Annotated in this window: 19 protein-coding genes and 1 tRNA gene; 13 read left to right on the top strand and 7 right to left on the bottom strand. The window is 62.1% G+C overall.

The genetic code is table 11. From position 1 onward, the window contains the following. Positions 1 to 5 precede the first annotated feature (5 nt). From rplT to QU481_RS04165, 6 genes are all read left to right on the top strand, one after another. Positions 6 to 362 carry a 50S ribosomal protein L20 gene (gene rplT, locus QU481_RS04190; protein ID WP_289828633.1) on the top strand — a complete coding sequence of 119 codons (357 nt, stop codon included), beginning with the start codon at positions 6 to 8 and terminating at the stop codon, positions 360 to 362. A 127-nt stretch (positions 363 to 489) separates the two neighbouring features. Continuing rightward, entirely contained in the window at positions 490 to 1,473 is a 984-nt protein-coding gene (gene pheS, locus QU481_RS04185; protein ID WP_289828632.1) for a phenylalanine--tRNA ligase subunit alpha, read from the top strand. A gap of 20 nt (positions 1,474 to 1,493) precedes the next feature. Then, the gene (pheT, locus tag QU481_RS04180) at positions 1,494 to 3,851 is read left to right on the top strand and encodes a phenylalanine--tRNA ligase subunit beta (protein WP_289828631.1); all 2,358 of its coding nucleotides are present in this window, start codon (positions 1,494 to 1,496) and stop codon (positions 3,849 to 3,851) included. Between the two features lie 78 nt (positions 3,852 to 3,929). Continuing rightward, positions 3,930 to 4,226, top strand: a complete 297-nt coding sequence (locus QU481_RS04175; protein WP_289828630.1) for an integration host factor subunit alpha — start codon at positions 3,930 to 3,932, stop codon at positions 4,224 to 4,226. Further along, positions 4,213 to 4,548 (top strand): MerR family transcriptional regulator, encoded by a 336-nt coding sequence (locus QU481_RS04170; protein WP_289828629.1) that lies wholly within the window; start codon positions 4,213 to 4,215, stop codon positions 4,546 to 4,548. The genes QU481_RS04175 and QU481_RS04170 overlap by 14 nt, the downstream gene beginning before the upstream one ends. Before the next feature lie 30 nt (positions 4,549 to 4,578). Next, positions 4,579 to 4,655 (top strand) — tRNA-Pro (locus QU481_RS04165). Between the two features lie 360 nt (positions 4,656 to 5,015). Here the strand turns inward: QU481_RS04165 and QU481_RS04160 are convergent. Then, a complete protein-coding gene (locus QU481_RS04160) occupies positions 5,016 to 5,471 on the bottom strand; it encodes a hypothetical protein (protein ID WP_289828628.1) in 456 nt (151 codons plus the stop codon). Positions 5,472 to 6,214: 743 nt separating this feature from the next. Here QU481_RS04160 and QU481_RS04155 point away from each other — a divergent pair. Further along, positions 6,215 to 6,469, top strand: a complete 255-nt coding sequence (locus tag QU481_RS04155; RefSeq protein ID WP_494337223.1) for an AAA-type ATPase lid domain-containing protein — start codon at positions 6,215 to 6,217, stop codon at positions 6,467 to 6,469. A gap of 86 nt (positions 6,470 to 6,555) precedes the next feature. Then, positions 6,556 to 7,611 (top strand): NADP(H)-dependent aldo-keto reductase, encoded by a 1,056-nt coding sequence (locus QU481_RS04150; protein WP_289828626.1) that lies wholly within the window; start codon positions 6,556 to 6,558, stop codon positions 7,609 to 7,611. A 144-nt stretch (positions 7,612 to 7,755) separates the two neighbouring features. On the opposite strand, the gene QU481_RS04145 is transcribed toward QU481_RS04150, so the two are convergent. The 3 genes from QU481_RS04145 to QU481_RS04135 form a co-directional block, all read right to left on the bottom strand. Beyond that, the gene (locus QU481_RS04145; protein ID WP_289828625.1) at positions 7,756 to 8,643 is read right to left on the bottom strand and encodes an EAL domain-containing protein; all 888 of its coding nucleotides are present in this window, start codon (positions 8,641 to 8,643) and stop codon (positions 7,756 to 7,758) included. Positions 8,644 to 8,755: 112 nt separating this feature from the next. Further along, positions 8,756 to 9,394 (bottom strand): peroxiredoxin, encoded by a 639-nt coding sequence (locus QU481_RS04140; protein ID WP_289828624.1) that lies wholly within the window; start codon positions 9,392 to 9,394, stop codon positions 8,756 to 8,758. A 252-nt stretch (positions 9,395 to 9,646) separates the two neighbouring features. Further along, the gene (locus QU481_RS04135) at positions 9,647 to 9,898 is read right to left on the bottom strand and encodes a hypothetical protein (protein WP_289828623.1); all 252 of its coding nucleotides are present in this window, start codon (positions 9,896 to 9,898) and stop codon (positions 9,647 to 9,649) included. 102 nt (positions 9,899 to 10,000) lie between these two features. Here QU481_RS04135 and QU481_RS04130 point away from each other — a divergent pair, with 102 nt between their 5' ends. Together QU481_RS04130 and QU481_RS04125 are read left to right on the top strand one after the other, a co-directional pair. Next, positions 10,001 to 10,450: a DUF1289 domain-containing protein gene (locus tag QU481_RS04130; RefSeq protein ID WP_289828622.1), complete on the top strand. Its 450-nt coding sequence runs from the start codon at positions 10,001 to 10,003 to the stop codon at positions 10,448 to 10,450. A gap of 193 nt (positions 10,451 to 10,643) precedes the next feature. Then, the gene (locus QU481_RS04125; protein ID WP_289828621.1) at positions 10,644 to 12,449 is read left to right on the top strand and encodes a methyl-accepting chemotaxis protein; all 1,806 of its coding nucleotides are present in this window, start codon (positions 10,644 to 10,646) and stop codon (positions 12,447 to 12,449) included. A gap of 217 nt (positions 12,450 to 12,666) precedes the next feature. On the opposite strand, the gene mscL is transcribed toward QU481_RS04125, so the two are convergent. After that, complete coding sequence (gene mscL, locus QU481_RS04120) at positions 12,667 to 13,131, bottom strand: large conductance mechanosensitive channel protein MscL (protein WP_289828620.1); 465 nt, start codon at positions 13,129 to 13,131, stop codon at positions 12,667 to 12,669. 335 nt (positions 13,132 to 13,466) lie between these two features. On the opposite strand from mscL, the gene QU481_RS04115 reads away from it, so the two are divergent. Further along, positions 13,467 to 14,072, top strand: a complete 606-nt coding sequence (locus QU481_RS04115) for a CoA pyrophosphatase (RefSeq protein WP_289828619.1) — start codon at positions 13,467 to 13,469, stop codon at positions 14,070 to 14,072. Between the two features lie 170 nt (positions 14,073 to 14,242). On the opposite strand, the gene nadC is transcribed toward QU481_RS04115, so the two are convergent. Beyond that, positions 14,243 to 15,088 carry a carboxylating nicotinate-nucleotide diphosphorylase gene (nadC, locus tag QU481_RS04110; RefSeq protein ID WP_289828618.1) on the bottom strand — a complete coding sequence of 282 codons (846 nt, stop codon included), beginning with the start codon at positions 15,086 to 15,088 and terminating at the stop codon, positions 14,243 to 14,245. Between the two features lie 99 nt (positions 15,089 to 15,187). Between nadC and QU481_RS04105 the strand changes: the two genes are divergently transcribed. Beyond that, complete coding sequence (locus QU481_RS04105) at positions 15,188 to 15,874, top strand: energy-coupling factor ABC transporter permease (protein WP_289828617.1); 687 nt, start codon at positions 15,188 to 15,190, stop codon at positions 15,872 to 15,874. 383 nt (positions 15,875 to 16,257) lie between these two features. Next, positions 16,258 to 16,863: a transglutaminase-like domain-containing protein gene (locus QU481_RS04100; RefSeq protein WP_289828616.1), complete on the top strand. Its 606-nt coding sequence runs from the start codon at positions 16,258 to 16,260 to the stop codon at positions 16,861 to 16,863. Positions 16,864 to 17,040: 177 nt separating this feature from the next. On the opposite strand, the gene QU481_RS04095 is transcribed toward QU481_RS04100, so the two are convergent. Next, the gene (locus QU481_RS04095) at positions 17,041 to 18,177 is read right to left on the bottom strand and encodes a porin (protein WP_289828615.1); all 1,137 of its coding nucleotides are present in this window, start codon (positions 18,175 to 18,177) and stop codon (positions 17,041 to 17,043) included. Positions 18,178 to 18,248: the final 71 nt, after the last annotated feature.

Raw genomic sequence — 18,248 nt, 5'->3', positions numbered from 1 at the left:
AAACAATGCCACGTGTTAAACGCGGTGTAACCGCTCGCGCTCGTCACAAGAAAGTCCTGGCCCTGGCGAAAGGCTATCGCGGCCGTCGCAAGAACGTCTATCGCATCGCCAAACAGGCGGTGATGAAGGCGGGTCAATACGCTTACCGCGACCGTCGTCAGCGCAAGCGTCAGTTCCGTCAACTGTGGATTGCCCGTATCAACGCGGCGGCTCGCGAGTGCGGTCTGAGCTACAGCAAGTTCATGAACGGCCTGAAGAAAGCCGCGATTGAACTCGACCGTAAGGTCCTGGCTGACATGGCAGTGTTCGACAAGCCGGCTTTTGCCCAAATCGTGGAAAAAGCCAAAGCAAGCCTCGCCTAATCGCTGGAAATTAAAAAGGGAGGCCTTGTCGCCTCCCTTTTTTTTGGTTTGACCCTGATTTGACCGAGATGGCTTGCTCGAGGCGTACGCGCTTGTGGCAAGCCTTCTCCACTATATGGAACGACTCATGCAGAACGTGGACGCAATTGTCGAGTCGGGTCTGGCGGCGCTTTCCGGCGTTACCGACCTCGTCGAACTGGAACAAGTCAAGGCTCGCTATCTGGGCAAGAGCGGCGAGCTGACCGAGCTACTGAAGCAGCTGGGCAAGTTGCCGGCCGAGGAACGCAAGGCCGCCGGCGCCACCATCAACGTCGCTAAGGAGCGCTTTACCGACGCGCACAATGCCCGCCGCGACGCGATCAACAGCGCCAAGCTGGAAGCGCAGCTCGCCGCCGAGGCGCTCGACGTGACCCTGCCGGGCCGTGGTAGCCTGCCGTCCGGCCTGCACCCGGTGACGCTGACGCTGGAGCGCATCAGCGAGCTGTTCCGCTCGATGGGCTTCGAAGTGGCTGACGGTCCGGAGATCGAGACCGACTTCCACAACTTCCAGGCGCTGAACATCCCCGAGAATCACCCGGCCCGCGCGATGGCCGACACCTTCTACGTCGAGGGCGGCAATCTCTTGCGCACGCACACCTCGCCGATCCAGGTGCGCTACATGCTCAACAACGAGCCGCCGATCAAGATCGTAGCCCCAGGCCGCGTCTACCGCGTCGACTCGGACGCGACCCATTCGCCGATGTTCCACCAGATGGAAGGTCTGTGGGTGGAAGAGGGCGTGAGCTTCGCCGACCTGAAGGCGGTGATCACCGACTGGCTACGCCGCTTCTTCGAGCGCGACGACCTCCAGGTGCGCTTCCGTCCATCGTTCTTCCCGTTCACCGAGCCGTCGGCCGAGGTGGACGTGCTGGGCGAGCGCGGCTGGCTGGAAATCGGCGGCTGCGGCATGGTGCACCCGAACGTGCTGCGCAACGTCAACATCGATCCGGAAAAATACACCGGTTTCGCCTTCGGCTTCGGCCTCGATCGCTTTGCGATGCTGCGCTACGGGGTCAACGACCTGCGCCTGTTCTTCGACAACGATCTCACTTTCCTGAAACAGTTCAACTGAGCGCGGCAGGGTAAAGAACAATGCAATTTTCTGAACAGTGGTTGAGAAGCTGGGTTAATCCATCGATCGACAGCGACGCGCTGTCCTACCTGCTGACGATGGCGGGTCTGGAAGTGGAAGAGGCCGAAGCGGCCGCGCCGGCGTTTACCGGCGTGGTGGTTGCCGAAGTGAAAGAAGTCGCCAAGCACGAGAACGCCGACCGCCTGCGCGTGACCAAGGTCGACGCGGGCACCGGCGAGCTGGTGCAGATCGTCTGCGGTGCGCCGAACGTGGCCGTCGGCCTGAAAGTACCGTGCGCGCTGCCTGGGGCAGTGCTGCCGGGCGACTTCAAGATCAAGCCGACCAAGATGCGCGGCGTCGAGTCGGGCGGCATGCTGTGTTCCGGCAAGGAGCTGGGCGTGCCGGACGAGGTGGATGGCCTGCTGGTGTTGCCGGTCGACGCGCCGGTGGGGCAGAGCATTCGCGACTACCTGTCGCTGGACGACAGCCTGTTTACGCTGAAGATCACCCCGAACCGTGCCGACAGCCTGTCGATCAAGGGCATCGCCCGCGAAGTGGCTGCGCTGACCGGTGCGGCGCTGTCGCCGGTGGTGATCGCTCCGGTCGCGCCGGTGATCGACGACAAGCTGGCCGTTGCCATTGACGCGCCGGCAGCCTGCGGTCGCTACGTGGGTCGCATCATCAAGAACATCAACGCCGCTGCGCCGACGCCGGACTGGATGCGCCGTCGCCTGGAGCGCTCTGGCCTGCGTTCGATCTCTGCGGCAGTCGACATCACCAACTATGTGCTGCTCGAGTTGGGTCAGCCGATGCACGCGTTCGACCTTGCCAAGCTGCAGGGTGGTATCACCGTGCGCATGGCCAAGCCGGATGAGAAACTGGTCTGCCTGAACGAGAAGGAAGTGGCGCTCGCCGAGGACATGCTGGTGATCGCCGACGACGCTAAGGCCTTGGCGATCGGCGGTATCATGGGCGGCCTGGAGAGTAGCGTCACCGATGCGACCCGCGACGTATTCCTGGAAAGCGCCTTCTTCGCGCCGGATGCGATCGCTGGCCGTGCCCGCTCGCTCGGCTTCGGTTCCGACTCATCGTACCGCTTCGAGCGCGGCGTCGACTTCGCGCTGCAGCACGAGGCGATTGAGCGCGCCACCCAGCTGCTGATTGATATCTGCGGTGGCGAGGCCGGTCCGGTTACCGAAACCGTCGGTGAGCTGCCGGCGCGTGGCGAAGTGACAGTGCGTACCGCCCGTGTCGCCAAACTGTTGGGCGTGGTGCTGTCGGCCGAACAGATTGCCGACATCCTGACTCGCCTGGGTCTGCCGCATCGCGCCACCGCCGACGGCTTCGCCGTCAGCGCGCCGAGTTTCCGCTTCGACATCGCGATCGAGGAAGACCTGATCGAGGAAATCGCCCGTGTCTACGGGTACGATGCGATCCCGTCGGACACCCCGCGCTCCGGCATGCGCATGCTGCCGCTGCCGGAAGAGCGCCGCCCGCGCGAGGCGCCGCGCCACCTGCTGGCCGGCCGCGACTACCAGGAAGTGGTCACCTATGCCTTCGTTGAGGAAAAGTGGGAGGCTGACTTCGCCGCCAACTCCGACCCGGTGCGTCTGATCAACCCGATCGCAAGCCAAATGAGCGTGATGCGCTCGACGCTGATTGGCGGCTTGGTCGACGTGTTGGTGGGCAACCTGCATCGCAAGCAGCCGCGCGTGCGCGTGTTCGAGCTGGCGCGCGTATTCAGCAAGGCTGGCGACGGCTTCGACCAGCCGGAACGCATTGGTGGCCTCGCCTGGGGGCCGCGCTTTGCCGAGCAGTGGGGTGCGAAGGGTGAGCGCGTCGATTTCTACGACGTGAAGGCCGATGTCGAGGCGCTGTTGGCGCCGCGCGTCGCCGAGTTCCGTAAGGTGAGTCACCCGGCGCTGCATCCGGGCCGCTCGGCCGAGGTGCTGGTCGACGGCCAGGTCATTGGCGTGATCGGCGAGCTGCATCCGCGCTGGGTGCAGGGCTACGACCTGCCGAGCGCGCCGGTGCTGTTCGAGCTCGACTTCGAGGCGGTGCTGTCGGCCAAGCTGGTCAAGGCGCAGCCGGTGTCGAAATTCCAGGCGGTGCGCCGCGATCTGGCGCTGGTGGTCGATGAGGCGGTGAGCTACGGCGAGCTGCTGGCCCTGCTACGCGCTGCCGCACCAGCCATCGTCACCGACATCGGCCTCTTTGACGTATACCGCGGCAAGGGCGTGGACGAGGGCAAGAAGAGCTTGGCGTTCCGCATCCAGCTGCAGGATGCCGCCAAGACGCTGACCGATGAGGAAGTCGAGGCGGCGATCGCCGCGTTGTTGGCTGCCGCCAACGCCAAGGGCGCGGTGCTGCGCGCCTGATCCATGCATGACCAGCCGCCCCTTGCTTGTCAGGGGGCGCGCTTTGATTTACTTTCGTTGCTGCAGTAAGGGGAAATCATGACTTTGACGAAGGCCGAGCTGGCTGATCTATTGTTCGACCGAGTGGGTTTGAACAAACGTGAAGCCAAGGACACGGTAGAGACGTTCTTCGAAGAAATCCGTACTGCGCTGGAGTCCGGTGACGCGGTCAAGCTGTCGGGCTTTGGCAATTTCCAGTTGCGCGACAAGCCGCAGCGCCCGGGCCGCAACCCGAAGACCGGGGAAGAGATCCCGATCACCGCCCGTCGCGTTGTGACCTTTCACGCGAGTCAGAAACTCAAGGGAATGGTTGAACAATTCCATGCCAACGACTAAGGCTGAACTTCCGCCAATCCCGGCCAAGCGCTACTTCACCTTGGAAGAGGTGAGCGAGCTGGCCGGTGTTAAACCGCACGTACTGCGCGCGTGGGAAGAAACCTTCGCGCCGCTGCGCGACACGCGTCAGCGCGGTGTGCGCCGTCACTACCAGCACCGTGATGTGCTGATGGTGCGCAAGCTGCGCGACCTGATGTACGACGATGGTTTTGCCGGCCGCCCGGGCCAGGCGGCCGGTGGTGCGACGCTGACCGCACAGCAGGTGCGCAGCGAGCTGGAGACTATTCTGACGGAATTAAACAACGGGATTGGCAAATCCTAGCCGCGTGTTTATAATGCGAGGCTCGACAGTCGGGGTGTAGCGCAGCCTGGTAGCGCACCTGCATGGGGTGCAGGGGGTCGGAAGTTCGAATCTTCTCACCCCGACCAATCGAACAACTAAGAATGTCAGGTTACTTAGAAGCCGGCGCTAGCCGGCTTTTTTATTGTCTTTTTTGTTTTTCGTGACTTTTGCATAATGAGTCGCACTGTGTGCCTCCTCTAAAGATCGCCAGGGCGTACTGCTGACGATTGCCCTCCCCCCGCCATCCTCGTTCTGATTACCCGACTGACTCATTACCGCCAGTAGCGTCCTGTGGTCGAAATGGCTTTTCTCTTTTGAAGCCTGATAACGCCCGCCTGTCGTGAGGAAAGGCCTGCCACAGCACTTTGTCTTCAATTATCCTTACGTCATTAAAGTGAGTGCGCGAAACGATCCTGCTGTGTTGCTGCCTGCCGAGATGGTGTCGCTCAACGGCTTGTCAGTACTTTGGATAGGGTCAGGTTCAAGGTCTGGTTCGTTATGTCTAACAGGCTATTGATCAGTGCCGTGCCATTGCCGGGATCGCTGGTCGCGGGGTTGCTGAATAATGAGGCTGTAGTGCCCGGCTTGCCGAGCGACGTTGTCAGGTTCTGCGCAAGAATCTCATCACCGACAGGCAAGATGACTGTGGTGAAGGTAGGTGCTTGGCAGCAACGCAGCCGGTTATTCGGTACGGTAGCTATCTGAGTGGCTGGGGGGGGGCTTGTGACGTCTGGAGTGATTGGGCTGCCGTCCCAGTTGCGATCGGGGCTGTGCCAGTCATTTCGGCCGTATATGCCGAACGGACTGCGACCATCGTAGGCCTGGGCCGCAATAGAATGGAGCGTAGCCGCAAGCAATAGCATGAAGGCTATTGGCCGCCCCCCGGCTTTGGACAACTTCATTGCCTTTTCTCCCAAACCCCTCGGCGTCATGGTGTGATTGCCACGGCGTGCCGGGCTTGGTGTTGCGGCGCCAATGCCGTTCTCGCCCGCTGATTTTAATCAATAAATATAAACATTTATCATTAATGTGGGTCCCCATGATTGTTGTAGTGGAGAGATAGCCAGCTGTCCAGTTGGGCTCGAGTCATGCTGATGCGTTGGCTATGCTCCGATGATTCGTGCCCAAATTCGGTCCAGAGGATGAGTGGCAGTTAGCAGCTATAAATGCGCGTCGGTTTTAAAGATCGGTGTGCTTTTTCGTAAGCTTGAAGCCGTTCAGTAGAAACTCTTCTGAACGGTGGACTACCGGCCTGGCGGACTCGCTTGAGCATTCGGGTCGAAGGCTGTGCTTGGAGTATAGGGTGACCCGGTTGTCCCGCTGCACCAGATTGCAGACCTGCCAGTGGTGGGGGTAGCGGTAGCAAAAGGGCTGGCTAGGTGGGCGCGTAGCCGCTCGGTCAGGGCGATGCCCTTGGGGGCGTGGGACCTCGATCTTGACCTCGATATGTCCGCTTGGTACGGCGGCCAGCGTCGATCTGACCACTGTGGTGGCGGCCGGGTATTTCCACCTTGATTTGCTCTAGCGGTGCAATCTCGTCACGCTGCGCTTGCCGCGTGCGGCGCGAGCATCCGGGTGACATCCTGCCGTTGGCGCGCCATTTCATCGGTCGCTACGGCCAGCGCCTTGGTACACGGACCCACAGCTGAGCGATGCGATAAAGACGGCCTTGCTCGGCTATGCTTGCCCGGGCAATATCCGTGAGTTGGAGAGTTCGCTGCATTGTGCGCTCTTGACCGTCGATCACGGCCTGATCAAACTGCGCCACCTTTCGCTGCGTGGCGGCGGCATGGCCCAGTCGATCTCTGCGACGGCCGGCACGCCGCCGGTCTGGCCGAACAGATTATCGCGGCCAAGCCGGACGTGCACCAGCGTGTCGAGCGGCTGCTTCTGGCGTTGAGGCTGGCTCGCGATGTGCTGTGAACCCTAACGAAGTGGCAACGGCCTGTTGCCGTCGCCTCCCGCCGTATTGCACAAGGACACTCAATGGAATACCGCCCGCTTGGTACGACCGGCCTCCAGGTCAGCCTGATCACTCTCGGCACGATGACCTGGGGGGAGCAGAACAGCGAGACGGACGCACATCGTCAGATCGAGCTGGCGCTCGACCACGGCGTCAACCTGATTGACGTCGCCGAGATGTATCCGGTACCGCCGCTTCCGGAAACCCAGGGCGAGACCGAGCGCATCGTCGGCAGCTGGCTGCGCAGTGCCCCTGGCAACCGCCAGCGCGCGCTGATCGCCACCAAGGCGACTGGCCCGATCCACGACCCGCAGCGGCCTAGCCATATCCGTGGCGGCCGCAACCATTTCGACCAGGCGAGCTTGGCCGAGGCACTGGATGGCAGCCTCAAGCGGCTCGGCACCGACTATGTGGATCTCTACCAGTTGCACTGGCCTGACCGTCGCACCAACTTCTTCGGTCAACTGGGGTATCGCTGGGACGACACCCCCGACGACAGTGTGCCGATCGAGGAGACGCTGGTCGCCCTGAAAGGCTTCATCGATGCAGGCAAGGTGCGCTACATCGGCCTGTCCAATGAGACGCCGTGGGGGCTGGCGCGCTTTATCGCCGCCGCCGAGAGGCTCGGCCTGCCGCGCGTAGCCAGCATCCAGAATCCGTACAGTTTGCTCAACCGGAGCTTCGAGGTGGGTTTGGCCGAATTCAGCCAGCGCGACCGAGTCGGCCTGCTGGCCTATTCGCCATTGGGCATGGGAGTGCTGTCGGGCAAGTACTTGGGGGGGGCCCGTCCGGAAGGGGCGCGGCTGACGTTGTTCGAACGTTTCATCCGCTACAGCAACCCGCAGGCGCAGGCCGCCACCTCCGAATACGTGGCGCTGGCGCAGCGCCACGGCCTGAGCTCGGCGCAGTTGGCACTGGCCTATGTGAATAGCCGGCCGTTTGTCACTACCAACATCATCGGCGCGACCACGCTGGCGCAGCTGCAGGAGAACCTCGACAGCATCAAGCTGACGCTGTCCGACGAGATCCTCGTCGAGATCGAAGCGATCCACACCCGCTGGCCGAATCCGGCACCGTAAGCGCTCCGCGTTTCGTCCTTCCAAACCCCGCCTTGGCGGGGGGGGTGTCTTGGCGCGTGGCCAGTGGTGCAGGTGGCGTGCAGGGGGAAATGAGACGAACGGGCCGTGTACCTTCGGGGGCGCCGCCCGTTTTGCGTGTTGGGGTCAGTGGCCGAGTGTAGCGGAGTACTGCAACGTCTCGATCGGCATCGCCAGGTGGTAGCCCTGAGCGTAGTCGCAGCCGACTTCGCGCGCGATGTCGAGCTGGCGGCCGCTCTCAATGCCCTCGCTGATCACCCGTGCGCCGTGCAGGTGCAGAATATCCACCAACTGGGCCAGTGTGTCGCGCAGGTCCGGGCGCATCAGAGCCAGCCGCATCAGGCGCTTGTCGAGCTTCACGTAGTCGGGTTCGAGCAGCCAGACCCGCTCCAGATTGGAGGCGCCTTGGCCGAAGTCGTCGAGGGCGATGCGGAAGCCTAGCTGGCGATAACTCTTGATTGCCTCTAGGAGGCGTGCCGGATCGCTGACCGCATCCTCGACTACCTCCAGACAGATCCGTCCGGCCGGCACGCCCAGCTCGGTCAACACGTCGGCGAAATAGCTGCCGTGGGTCTCGTTGACGTTGACCAGATGCTGGGCGTTGACGTTGAGGAACAGTGACAGGCCTGTCGGAGGCTGTTGGCGCAGAAAATTGAGCAGGTGCAGGCTGCGCAGCAGTCGGTCGAGGAATACGGTGCGCTTGGGGGATGTCTCGGCCGCGAACATCAGGGTCGGCGGAAACTGGCTGCCGGAACGGTCGGCTACCCGAGCCAGCGCCTCGAGCGCATAGGGGGTGAGGCGGCCGTCCTGCAGCGAGAAGATCGGCTGGAAAACACTGCGGAAACGCCAGTCCTCGTGGCGGGCGCCGATGCGCGACGGATGCTGGATGAGCGGGGTGCTTTCGAAACCGTGGCGGGCGAGCAGGCAGTTGATGTACTCGAGCTTGGCCGCGTCGATGACCGATGCGTCGCTCACCTCGGTGCCGCCGGTCGGTCGGGTCAGGACATGGTCCATGGCGTGATCCTAAGTGGCGCTGGGCCGTCTAAAAAATTGGCCGAACACGCAGTTCGGCCCAAGGTTATCGAGAGGAGAAGAGAAGCGTGCCTGTCAGTGGATGGAGGGCTCCTTAGCGGTTGGGCTGCGGGGTAAGGCGCAGGTAGGGGCGCACGGCGCGGTAGCCGCGCGGAAATTTCTCGCGGATTACCGCCTCGTCCTGCAGCGACGGAACGATCACCACCTCGTCACCATCCTGCCAGTTGGCCGGGGTGGCAACGCTGTGATGGTCTGTCAGCTGCAGCGAGTCGATCACGCGCAGGATCTCGTTGAAGTTGCGGCCGGTGCTGGCCGGGTAGGTAATGGTGAGGCGCACCTTCTTGGCTGGGTCGATCACGAACACCGAGCGTACGGTGTGGGTGCTGCTGGCGTTCGGGTGAATCAGGTTGTACAGCTCGGAGACCTTGCGGTCAGCGTCGGCGATGATCGGGAAGTTGACTGTGGTGTTCTGCGTCTCGTTGATGTCGCCGATCCACTTCTTGTGGGCGTCGACCGGGTCGACCGACAGTGCGATTGCCTTGACGTTGCGACGGGCGAACTCGTCCTTCAGCTTGGCGGTGGCGCCCAGTTCGGTGGTGCACACCGGGGTGAAATCGGCAGGATGCGAGAACAGTACGCCCCACTGGTCGCCGAGCCATTCGTGGAAGTGGATGGTGCCTTCACTGGATTCCTGAGTGAAGTCCGGTGCGGTATCGCCAAGACGCAAACTCATCGTGATCTCCAAGCTGGGTGGAAGAAGCTTCGATGGGGCAACTATACGTCATGGCCGTTATTTCTTAAAATGATGAAAAATCATCATTAAATCACTATTTGTTCTTAATTGAGCAGAATGACGCGTTGTGGCTAGTACATGGGCCTCGGCTGGGCAGAGAGAGTCGGGCAGGGGGAAGGTGCCGGCCAACGGGTTGGCGGTTGGGGGCATCGGGCCGGTCGTGGCACAATGCCGGCAAGTCTGCAGGGCGAATCAGGCGGCGTCGAGGTAGTCGTAGCCAGCCCAGTCGAGCGCGTAGCCGCGCTGGTTGCGGGCCGCCTGAACCGAGCGGATGAGGCCAGTACGCCCCATGTAATCGAGCTGTTCGAGAACGGTTTCGGTGGTGTATTCGCCGCCCGACTCCCGCTCCAGTTCGCGCAGCAGCCGGCGCTCCTCGACGAACTGGGTACTCAGCCGCTTGATCAGCTGCAGGATGCGGAAAATCAAAAATTCGTTGCGGGCCATTGCTTGTTAAACAGACATGTACGATGTGTGACATATTCGTTATCTGTCATAAATGGCGGGTCCGTCAAGATTTGTGAACGTAATATTTCAAATGTAGATGCGATGACTTCTTACTCCACCGACTCCGACTCGCCGTGCATCGCACTGTGCTCGACAGCACTGGGTGACAATGTCTGCCGCGGCTGCGGGCGTACCTTCATCGAGGTCGCCGAGTGGAGCGCACTGCCCGGTGCCGATAAGGCGGCGATTTGGGATTGCCTGCCGGCGAGACGCCAGGCGATCGCGCTGGCCGCCTGTCTGGGGCGCACGCTCGAACAGCTCGACGTGGATGAGGATGGGACGGAGTGGGCTAGGCTGACGCATCCGAGCGCTGGGGTGGTGCAGTTCGCGTTGCGAGCTGATCCGGATGGGTGGCGGCTGTGGGCGCGCCGTGCCGGAAGTCCGTCCGAATGTCTGACTAAACCGCTGGCCGACGAGGCCGAATTGGCCGAAACGGCGGCGCGCCGACTGGTGGGTTGGCTGCGCGGCGAGTGGCCCGCTGTGGCGGACTGAGCGTCACCGCCGGTAGGCGTATTTGATCTGGAACAAGTCAGTGTCATTGCTGACTTTTTTTATGCCTTCCTTGTTTTACTATGGCGGCTTGGCGCCAATCGCGGTATAAAAATGCGGAAGACATCAAATGGAAAGCCATCTCACCATGGTTTCCTTAATAAAAACACTGGGTAGCAAGCCTGGAGGGTGGAGAATGGAGTGGTTCTGGAAGCTGTATGACGGGGTGGAGCGGACCTTTTGGAACTCGCTTACGAAGAAGCTGTGCAGCTTCTTTTTTATCAGCCTGTTTCAGCTGGTGATGGTCGGCTTCGTTTACTACCTGCTGCATGACCTGCGCGGCCTGCTGCATGGCCAGCGGCTCGACGCGGCGACACTGGCTCAGGTCGAGGGGCGCATTGACAGCGGGCTGATCTGGCTCGGGGTGATCTGGGTGCTGTCCTTCCTGTTCATCGCCGGCATGGTGGCCTATCTGCGCTACCTGATCGTGCGCCCGATCGAGCGGATCATCGCGATCTTCCGCGAGATCGGCGCCGGGCAGGGCGACCTGTCGCGCGACATTCCGTCGATCACTCACGACGAAATCCGCGAGTTGTCCGAATCCTACAATGTGTTCCTGAAGAAGATGCGCGAGATCATCACCAATGTGCGGCTGATGACGATTCGCATCGCGATGGATTCGGCGCGCACCCGGCAGAACGTCGGTGAGTCGCTGGGCAGCGCGCAGCGGCAGGATGCGCTGGCCAGCGAGGTGCAGACCTCCAGCGACCAGACCACGCAAGGCATCAACCAAGTCAGCGACCAGACTCAGGCGATCTCTGGCAGTACCGCGGTCAACCTGGAGGTGGCGCGTTCTTCATACAGCGAGCTGCAGGAGGTGACCGAGCGCATCGTGCAGATCAGCGAACGGGTAGGGCGCTTCAATGGCACCGTTGATGACTTGAATCAACGCTCAGCCAGCATCAAGACCATCGTCGATCTGATCAAGGACATCTCCGATCAGACCAATCTGCTGGCACTGAACGCCGCGATTGAAGCGGCACGTGCTGGTGAGCAGGGCCGGGGGTTCGCGGTGGTGGCCGATGAGGTGCGCAAACTGGCCGAGCGGGTGAAGTCGGCCACCAATGAGATCTCCGGCAACATCGACGGTATGCTGGAGCTGGTGTCCGAAACCCAGCGCGAGACCAACCAGATCACTGATGACACCGAGGTGGCGCGCGAGGTGGTGGCAAAGGCTTCTCAGCACTTTGGCAAGATCGTCGGTGATTATGAGCAGACGGTGGGTAGCTTGAGCGAGATCGCCCAGACCATGGAGCTGTTCGCCCAGACCAACCGCCAGGTCAACGCCAACGTCACCGACATCCACCAGTTGGGCCAGCAGGTAACCCAGCGCCTGCGTCGCACCGAGGAGGTGTCGGCCAAGCTCGCCAAGGCGGCCGAGGATGTACAGGACACGGTGTTCCGCTTCATCGTTGGCGAGGGCGAGTTTCACCACATCATGGGCTCGGCCCGTCGTATTCGCGAAGAGCTGCAGCGCGTGCTGGAGCGCCATGCTGCCAGTGGCCTCAACCTGTTCGATCAGCAGTACCAGCGAGTGCCGGGCACCGAGCCGGCCAAGTACCGTACCAGCTACGATGCCAAGGTGGAGGGCGAGTTGCAGCCGCTGTTCGACCGGCTGGTGCGTGAGGTGGATGGCGGGCGCTTCTGCCTGATGGTCGACAGCAAGGGTTATGCACCGACCCACAACAGCTTCCTGTCGCGACCACTTACCGGCAATACCGAGAAGGATTTGGCCGAAAGCCGCGACAAGCGCCTGTTCAACGATGCGGTAAGCCTGCGTGCCGCTGGCAATACCAAGTCGTTCCTGTTGCAGACCTATGCGCGTGACACCGGCGAGATTCTTACCGAGCTCGATCTTCCGCTGAGTGTCGGCGGCCGTCATTGGGGAGCTTTGCGGTTCGGCTTCAACCCGGAGAAGCTACTGGAAGGATTGAGCGTCTAGCCGTTCGACCAAGCTGGGAAGGATAAGGGCGACTTTTCGGTCGCCCTTTTCTATGGCCTCGTTGTGGCGCGTCTGTCTTCGTCATCCCGGCCTAGTGAATCGGCCGGCGGTAATGCCGTTCGTCAGGCTTCGCGGATGGGAACGGCCGTCCTCGTGATGACAAACGGCCGATCCAAGGGCCGGCCGTTGGAGGGGGCAAGAGCCTAGTCGTGCACGGTCAAGCGGCATCCAGCTGCGAAGTGCACAGGGGGCAGCGGGTGGCCTTTAGCGGAATGCTCGACAGGCAGTGCGGGCAATCCTTGGTGGTCGCCTCGACCGGAGCCGGAGCCTCTTCGCGCTTTAGGCGATTGATCGCCTTTACCAGCATGAAGATCGCGAACGCGACGATGAGGAAACTCACCAGGGCGTTGATGAACAGGCCGATATTCAACGTGACTGCGCCGGCAGCCTTGGCGGCGGCAACCGATACGTACGGGCCGGCCTGCTTGGTGCCTTCCTTCAGTACGATGAACAGGTTGGAGAAGTCGACGTTGCCGATCAGCAGGCCGATCGGAGGCATGATCACATCGTCGACCAGTGACTTGACGATGGAGCCGAATGCTCCACCGATAACGACACCGACCGCCAGGTCGATCACATTGCCGCGCATGGCAAATTCTTTGAACTCTTTGAGCAGCGCCATCGCTGGGACTCCTTGGGTGGTGGGTGAAGTTGCTAGAACATTCGATCTAGCCATGCCAAATGGTAAGCGATTGTTTGAATCTCGCAAACCTTGCGATCCGGGTTGGGGCTCAATACATGGTCAGTCGAGCCAATACTCTAGGCAGTGCTCCCGGGTAGGGCTACTATCGTGACAACCCATGTCGAAGCAGAGTGAACGCGCCGCGAGGCCGGATTGCTGTATGTCCGACGCGGCAAGGACAACAAGGCGTAAATGAATAGCTTGGTTTGTTTGAACGAGGCGGCGGTTGCCGCATTGGGGATGGTCGTGCCACAGGATCATGGCGGGAGGGCGACATGATGCTGGCGATGCGTCAGGAGGAGGCGTCGCGCTGGTTGGCCGAGCGGCTGGCTGGGCCGGCAAGAGACGACCTAAGCGGCGACCTGCCGGCGCCGATCCTGCTGACTGCGCCGCGCCCGGCCGCGGTACTGATTCCGCTGTTGTGGCACCCGGAGTCCCCCACCGTGCTGCTGACCCGCCGTGCCGACAACCTGAGTCAGCATCCGGGGCAGGTGAGCTTCCCCGGCGGCAAGGTCGATCCGCACGACGCGGGGCCGGTGGCTGCGGCGTTGCGCGAGGCGCATGAGGAGGTCGGTCTCGACCGTGCTGCAGTGCAGGTGGTCGGCATGCTACCGCTCTATAACACCATCACCAATTTCGTGGTCACCCCCGTGGTCGGCCTGATTGCGCCACCGGTACAGCTGACGCCTGCGCCGGGCGAGGTGGCCGAGGTGTTCGAGCTGCCGCTGGAGCTGGCGCTCGATATCGGACGCTACCGTCGCGAGGCGTTCCTACGCGACGGCGAGCGACACCACCGGCTGGTGCTCGACTTCGATGGCCAGCGGGTGTGGGGTGCGACGGCGGCAATGCTGTACCGGCTGGCGTTGCAATTGGGCGACTAAGAAGCGATCAGCGGGAGGGGGCGTCGATCCCGTCTGACAATGCCTTCCGAGCCTTGTTGCGCTGCCTTGCCTGCACCGCTGAACGGCAAGGTTGGTCGAATCGCTTTTACTCGGTCAATGCAAAACGCGCCCTCTGGGGCGCGTTGTTCGCTTCAGCTGCCAAGCTCGGGTCAGATGCTGAAGCGCATCGACAGGTCGACCGCCTGCACGTCTTTGGTCAGCTTGCCGACTGAGATGCGGTCGACACCGGTTTCAGCGATTGCGCGCACGGTGGCGAGGTCGATGCCGCCGGACGCTTCCAGCTCGGCGCGGCCGGCACTGCGGCGAACTGCCTCGCGCATATCGTCGAGGCTCATATTGTCGAGCAGTATCAGGCGGGCACCGGCGGCGAGCGCTTCGTCGAGTTCGGCTAAGGTTTCCACCTCGACCTGTACAGTGACGTCCTGTGGTGCCAGCGCGAACGCCGCCTGTAGCGCCGGGGCGATGCCGCCGGCAGCCATGATGTGGTTTTCCTTGATCAGGATGCCGTCGTACAGGCCGACGCGCTGGTTGTGGCCACCACCGGCTGCCACCGCGTATTTCTGCGCCAGGCGTAAGCCTGGGACGGTCTTGCGCGTGTCCAGAATGCGCGCGCGGGTGCCGGCGACGACGTCCACATAGCGACGTGCTTCCGTGGCCACTGCCGACAACAATTGCAGGAAGTTCAGTGCCGAGCGCTCGCCGGTGAGCAGCGCGCGGGCTGGGCCGCTCAGTTCACACAGCACCGTGTCGGGCGCTACCTGGCTGCCTTCGGCTACCAGCCAATGCACTGTGATGCTCGGGTCGATCTGGCGGAAGCATTCCTCGAACCAGGCCTGGCCGCAGATCACTGCGGCTTCGCGTGCGATCACGGTGGCGCGGCCAGCGGTGTCGGCAGCGATCAGCAGGGCTGTCCAGTCGGTACGGCCGATGTCTTCGGCCAGCGCGAGGCTGACTTGCTGGGCGATCAAGTGGGCGGCGGGCAGGGCGGCGGGCATGGCGGTGAATCTTTCAGGCAAAACAGTAAGGATAACTGCGGCGCAGGCTCGTGTCATTCGTGGCGGCCGGCAGGCTCTGGTACCATGACGGCATAGTCAGTGCTTACCCGCGCAATGAATTTCACCGCTGCCCTGTTTTCCCCTTCTATTCTGCTGATCGCCGATCTGCTTGCCGGCGGCGTGCTCGGCTTGGCAGTCTGGCGGGTGCATTGGCGTCGGCTGCCACCGGCGGCGATGAATGCCTGGCTCGGTGCGACAGTGCTGACGATGGTGATGTGGATGGTGCGCGGTGGCTATCTGCCCGGCCTGAATTACCACCTGCTCGGCGCCACCGTGCTGACGCTGATGATGGGGCCATGGCTGGCTCTGTTGGCATTGGCATTGGTGATGCTGGTGTCGACTGCCTACGGGCTCGGTGACTGGCAGGCGGCCGGGTTGAGCTTTCTGATTAGCGTGGTGCCGCCGGTGATGCTGAGTGCCGTGGCGCTGAAGCTGACCGAGCGCTTCCTGCCGCCGAATCTGTTCGTCTATATCCTCGGTAATGGTTTTCTGGCCGGTGGTGCCAGCTTCTTCGTTTCCGGTGCCTGCGGTGTGCTGGCGCTGGCACTGGCTGGCGCGTACCCGAGTGATCTCCTGTTCTTCGAAGCCTTGCCGTTCTATTTTCTGTTGTCGTGGTCGGAGGCGTTCACGTCGGGCTTGCTGACCGCAATATTGGTGGTGTATCGGCCGCATTGGATGGCTACCTTCGATGATGTGCGTTACCTGAACGACAAGTCGGACGATTAGGTCGGGGTGTTTCGGCGGCCCTGTCCCCGCCAGGTTGTTGCATACCGCATTGAATTGATAACCGGGTAGCTGCCCTCGGCACGGCATGGGCATGGGCGCCGCAAAGCAGTACTTGGGTGACTTGCGCGTCCGGTAATGAGGGGCGGCTGATAAGCCACAATGTTTTCCTGCTTGTTGAACCAGCTCTGGTTATTGTCGAGAGTCTGCCGTCTGTGTTGGTATCAGTTCGCGCTACCCGCTTGAGGCGCTGCAATTCGCCGGGTGGGGGGGCCTGGCGAGGTGGGCTGTGAGTCAGCTAGGAGGCATTGCTGGAACGGCGAGTGGCATGTCGACATAGTTGCGAAGTGCTATGATTTTGGCATTTTGATGCGTAGGGGCTGTAGATGGAACCGTACTTGGCCCACAGTGAATGGATAGACTGGCAGCATCCGGCGGTGCTCACCAAGGCGCGCGAGCTGACCGATGGTGCGAGTGATGCGCAACAAGTAGCGCAGCGCTGTTTCGAGTTCGTCCGAGATCGAATCCGTCACAGCTGGGACTACCGCGATGATCCGTTCAATCCGGTGACCTGCCGGGCATCGGACGTGTTACTTCATGCGACCGGCTACTGTTATGCGAAGAGTCATCTGCTCGCTGCGCTGCTGCGCGCCAACGGGATTCCAGCCGGGCTCTGCTATCAGTATCTATCGCTGGAGGGTGGTGGCTTCCCCTACACTCTGCACGGCCTGAACACAGTCCATCTGGAGTCAGTCGGCTGGTACCGGATCGACCCGCGCGGCAACAAGCCGGGGGTCGACGCGCAGTTCTGTCCGCCGCTGGAGCGCTTGGCCTTCCCTGCCGACGACCGCGTTGGAGAGCGCGACTATGCAACGAACCTGCCCGAGCCGTTGCCCGAAGTGGTCGGGCTGCTGACGCGTAATGCGACGGTGCGGGAGGTATATGCGGATCTCCCGATCCTGGCCGAGGCGGTGGTTGGGCCGGCTAGGTAGGAGGGTTGTGGAACGGGACAACAGAATGGTGAGGCTGTGGCTATGATGCGGCCGGATTTATGGCCCGTTTGAGTCGCTGCCGGGTCTTAGGTCAGCATCGGCCGGGCGAAAAAAAGCCCGGCATCCCCGTAATGCGGGCGGCCGGGCGAGTGGACTGACTGAGAGTCGCTTGGAAACTTAGAACAGGTGGCTCATGCCCAGGGTGAAGACCTGCGGGTCGGCCCCTTTGGCCAGCGCCGCCTTGTCGGTACCGATGCCACTGGTGTAGAGCGGGTCGGTGACGAAGTTGGCGTTCTGCTGCGCGTTGTTCAGGATCTTGGTGCCGTAGAGGAACAGCTGGGTGCGCTTGGACACGTCGTAAGTCACGCCGGCAACCCACTGCTTGGCCTTAAAGTCGTCCGGGTTGGTCGCGCCATCCAGCTTGCCCAGTTGCGCGTACACCAGCTTGGCGGTGAACCGCCCGGTGATCGGCTGCGACAGGGCCACCATCCAATCGTCCTGGGTGGTGTCCGGCGTACCGTTGTTGCTGGTCTTGACGCGCTCATAACTGGCGCCGATCAGGGTGCCGGTGCTGGCGAAGGTGTAGGAGCCGGCCGCCTTCGCGCCGTTGATGTGCTGTTGACCATCTGCGGTGGCACCGCTGTTGAGCTTGTCGCCCTCGTGGTCGTAGCCGAGCCCGAGTTTCAGGCCGCCGGAGGTGTATTCGGCGGCGACGTCGAAGCGGTCGTCGTTTTGGCGAGTGCCGTTGGTTGCGGTCGGGCGCTGTTCGTCGAAGCCGTAGGACACGCCGAACTGAAAGCCGCTCCACACCGGCGAGGTGTAGTGCACACTGTTGGCAAGGCGGGCGTTGCGGCGGTTGGCTACGCCGTTGACACTGCTCGGGTTGAGGTCGCCTTCGGTGTCGTGCCACAGGTTGATGCCGATGTCACTGGTGGTCATGCGCTTGTAGGCGGAGTCGTAGAGGCCGAGTTGTACGGTCCCCCAGTCACCGTCCTGCAGGCCGACGAAGGTGTTGCGGGTGGCGAACGTGGCGCTTTGGTTCTTGTCGTTGGTGCCGCCCTGCTCGAAGTTGCGCAGGCTGCTCTCCACCTGCCAGATCGCTTTCAGGCCATTGCCGAGATCTTCGTTCCCTTTGAAGCCGATGCGCGAGTTCAGGTCTTCGACGCGGCCGGTGGTGGTGGAGGTGCCATTGCCGGTGACTTTGGTGGATTCGACACCCGCGCTCATCAGGCCGTAAATCGTCACATCGGCGTGGGCCGCCAGCGGCAGTGCCAGGGCAGCTGCCAGGTAGGTCATCTTCTTGTAGTTGCTCACGTAATTCCCCTAATTCTTTATGTCGGCGCGCCGCTGCGCTTCGGGGCGGCGTCGCCGTTCTCTCTTGTGTC

Source organism: Crenobacter oryzisoli (assembly GCF_030385785.1).
Classification (GTDB): Bacteria; Pseudomonadota; Gammaproteobacteria; order Burkholderiales; family Chromobacteriaceae; genus Crenobacter_A; species Crenobacter_A oryzisoli.
The sequence above is the reverse complement of the archived record's forward strand: the minus strand, read 5'-3'. Positions and strand labels throughout refer to the sequence as shown.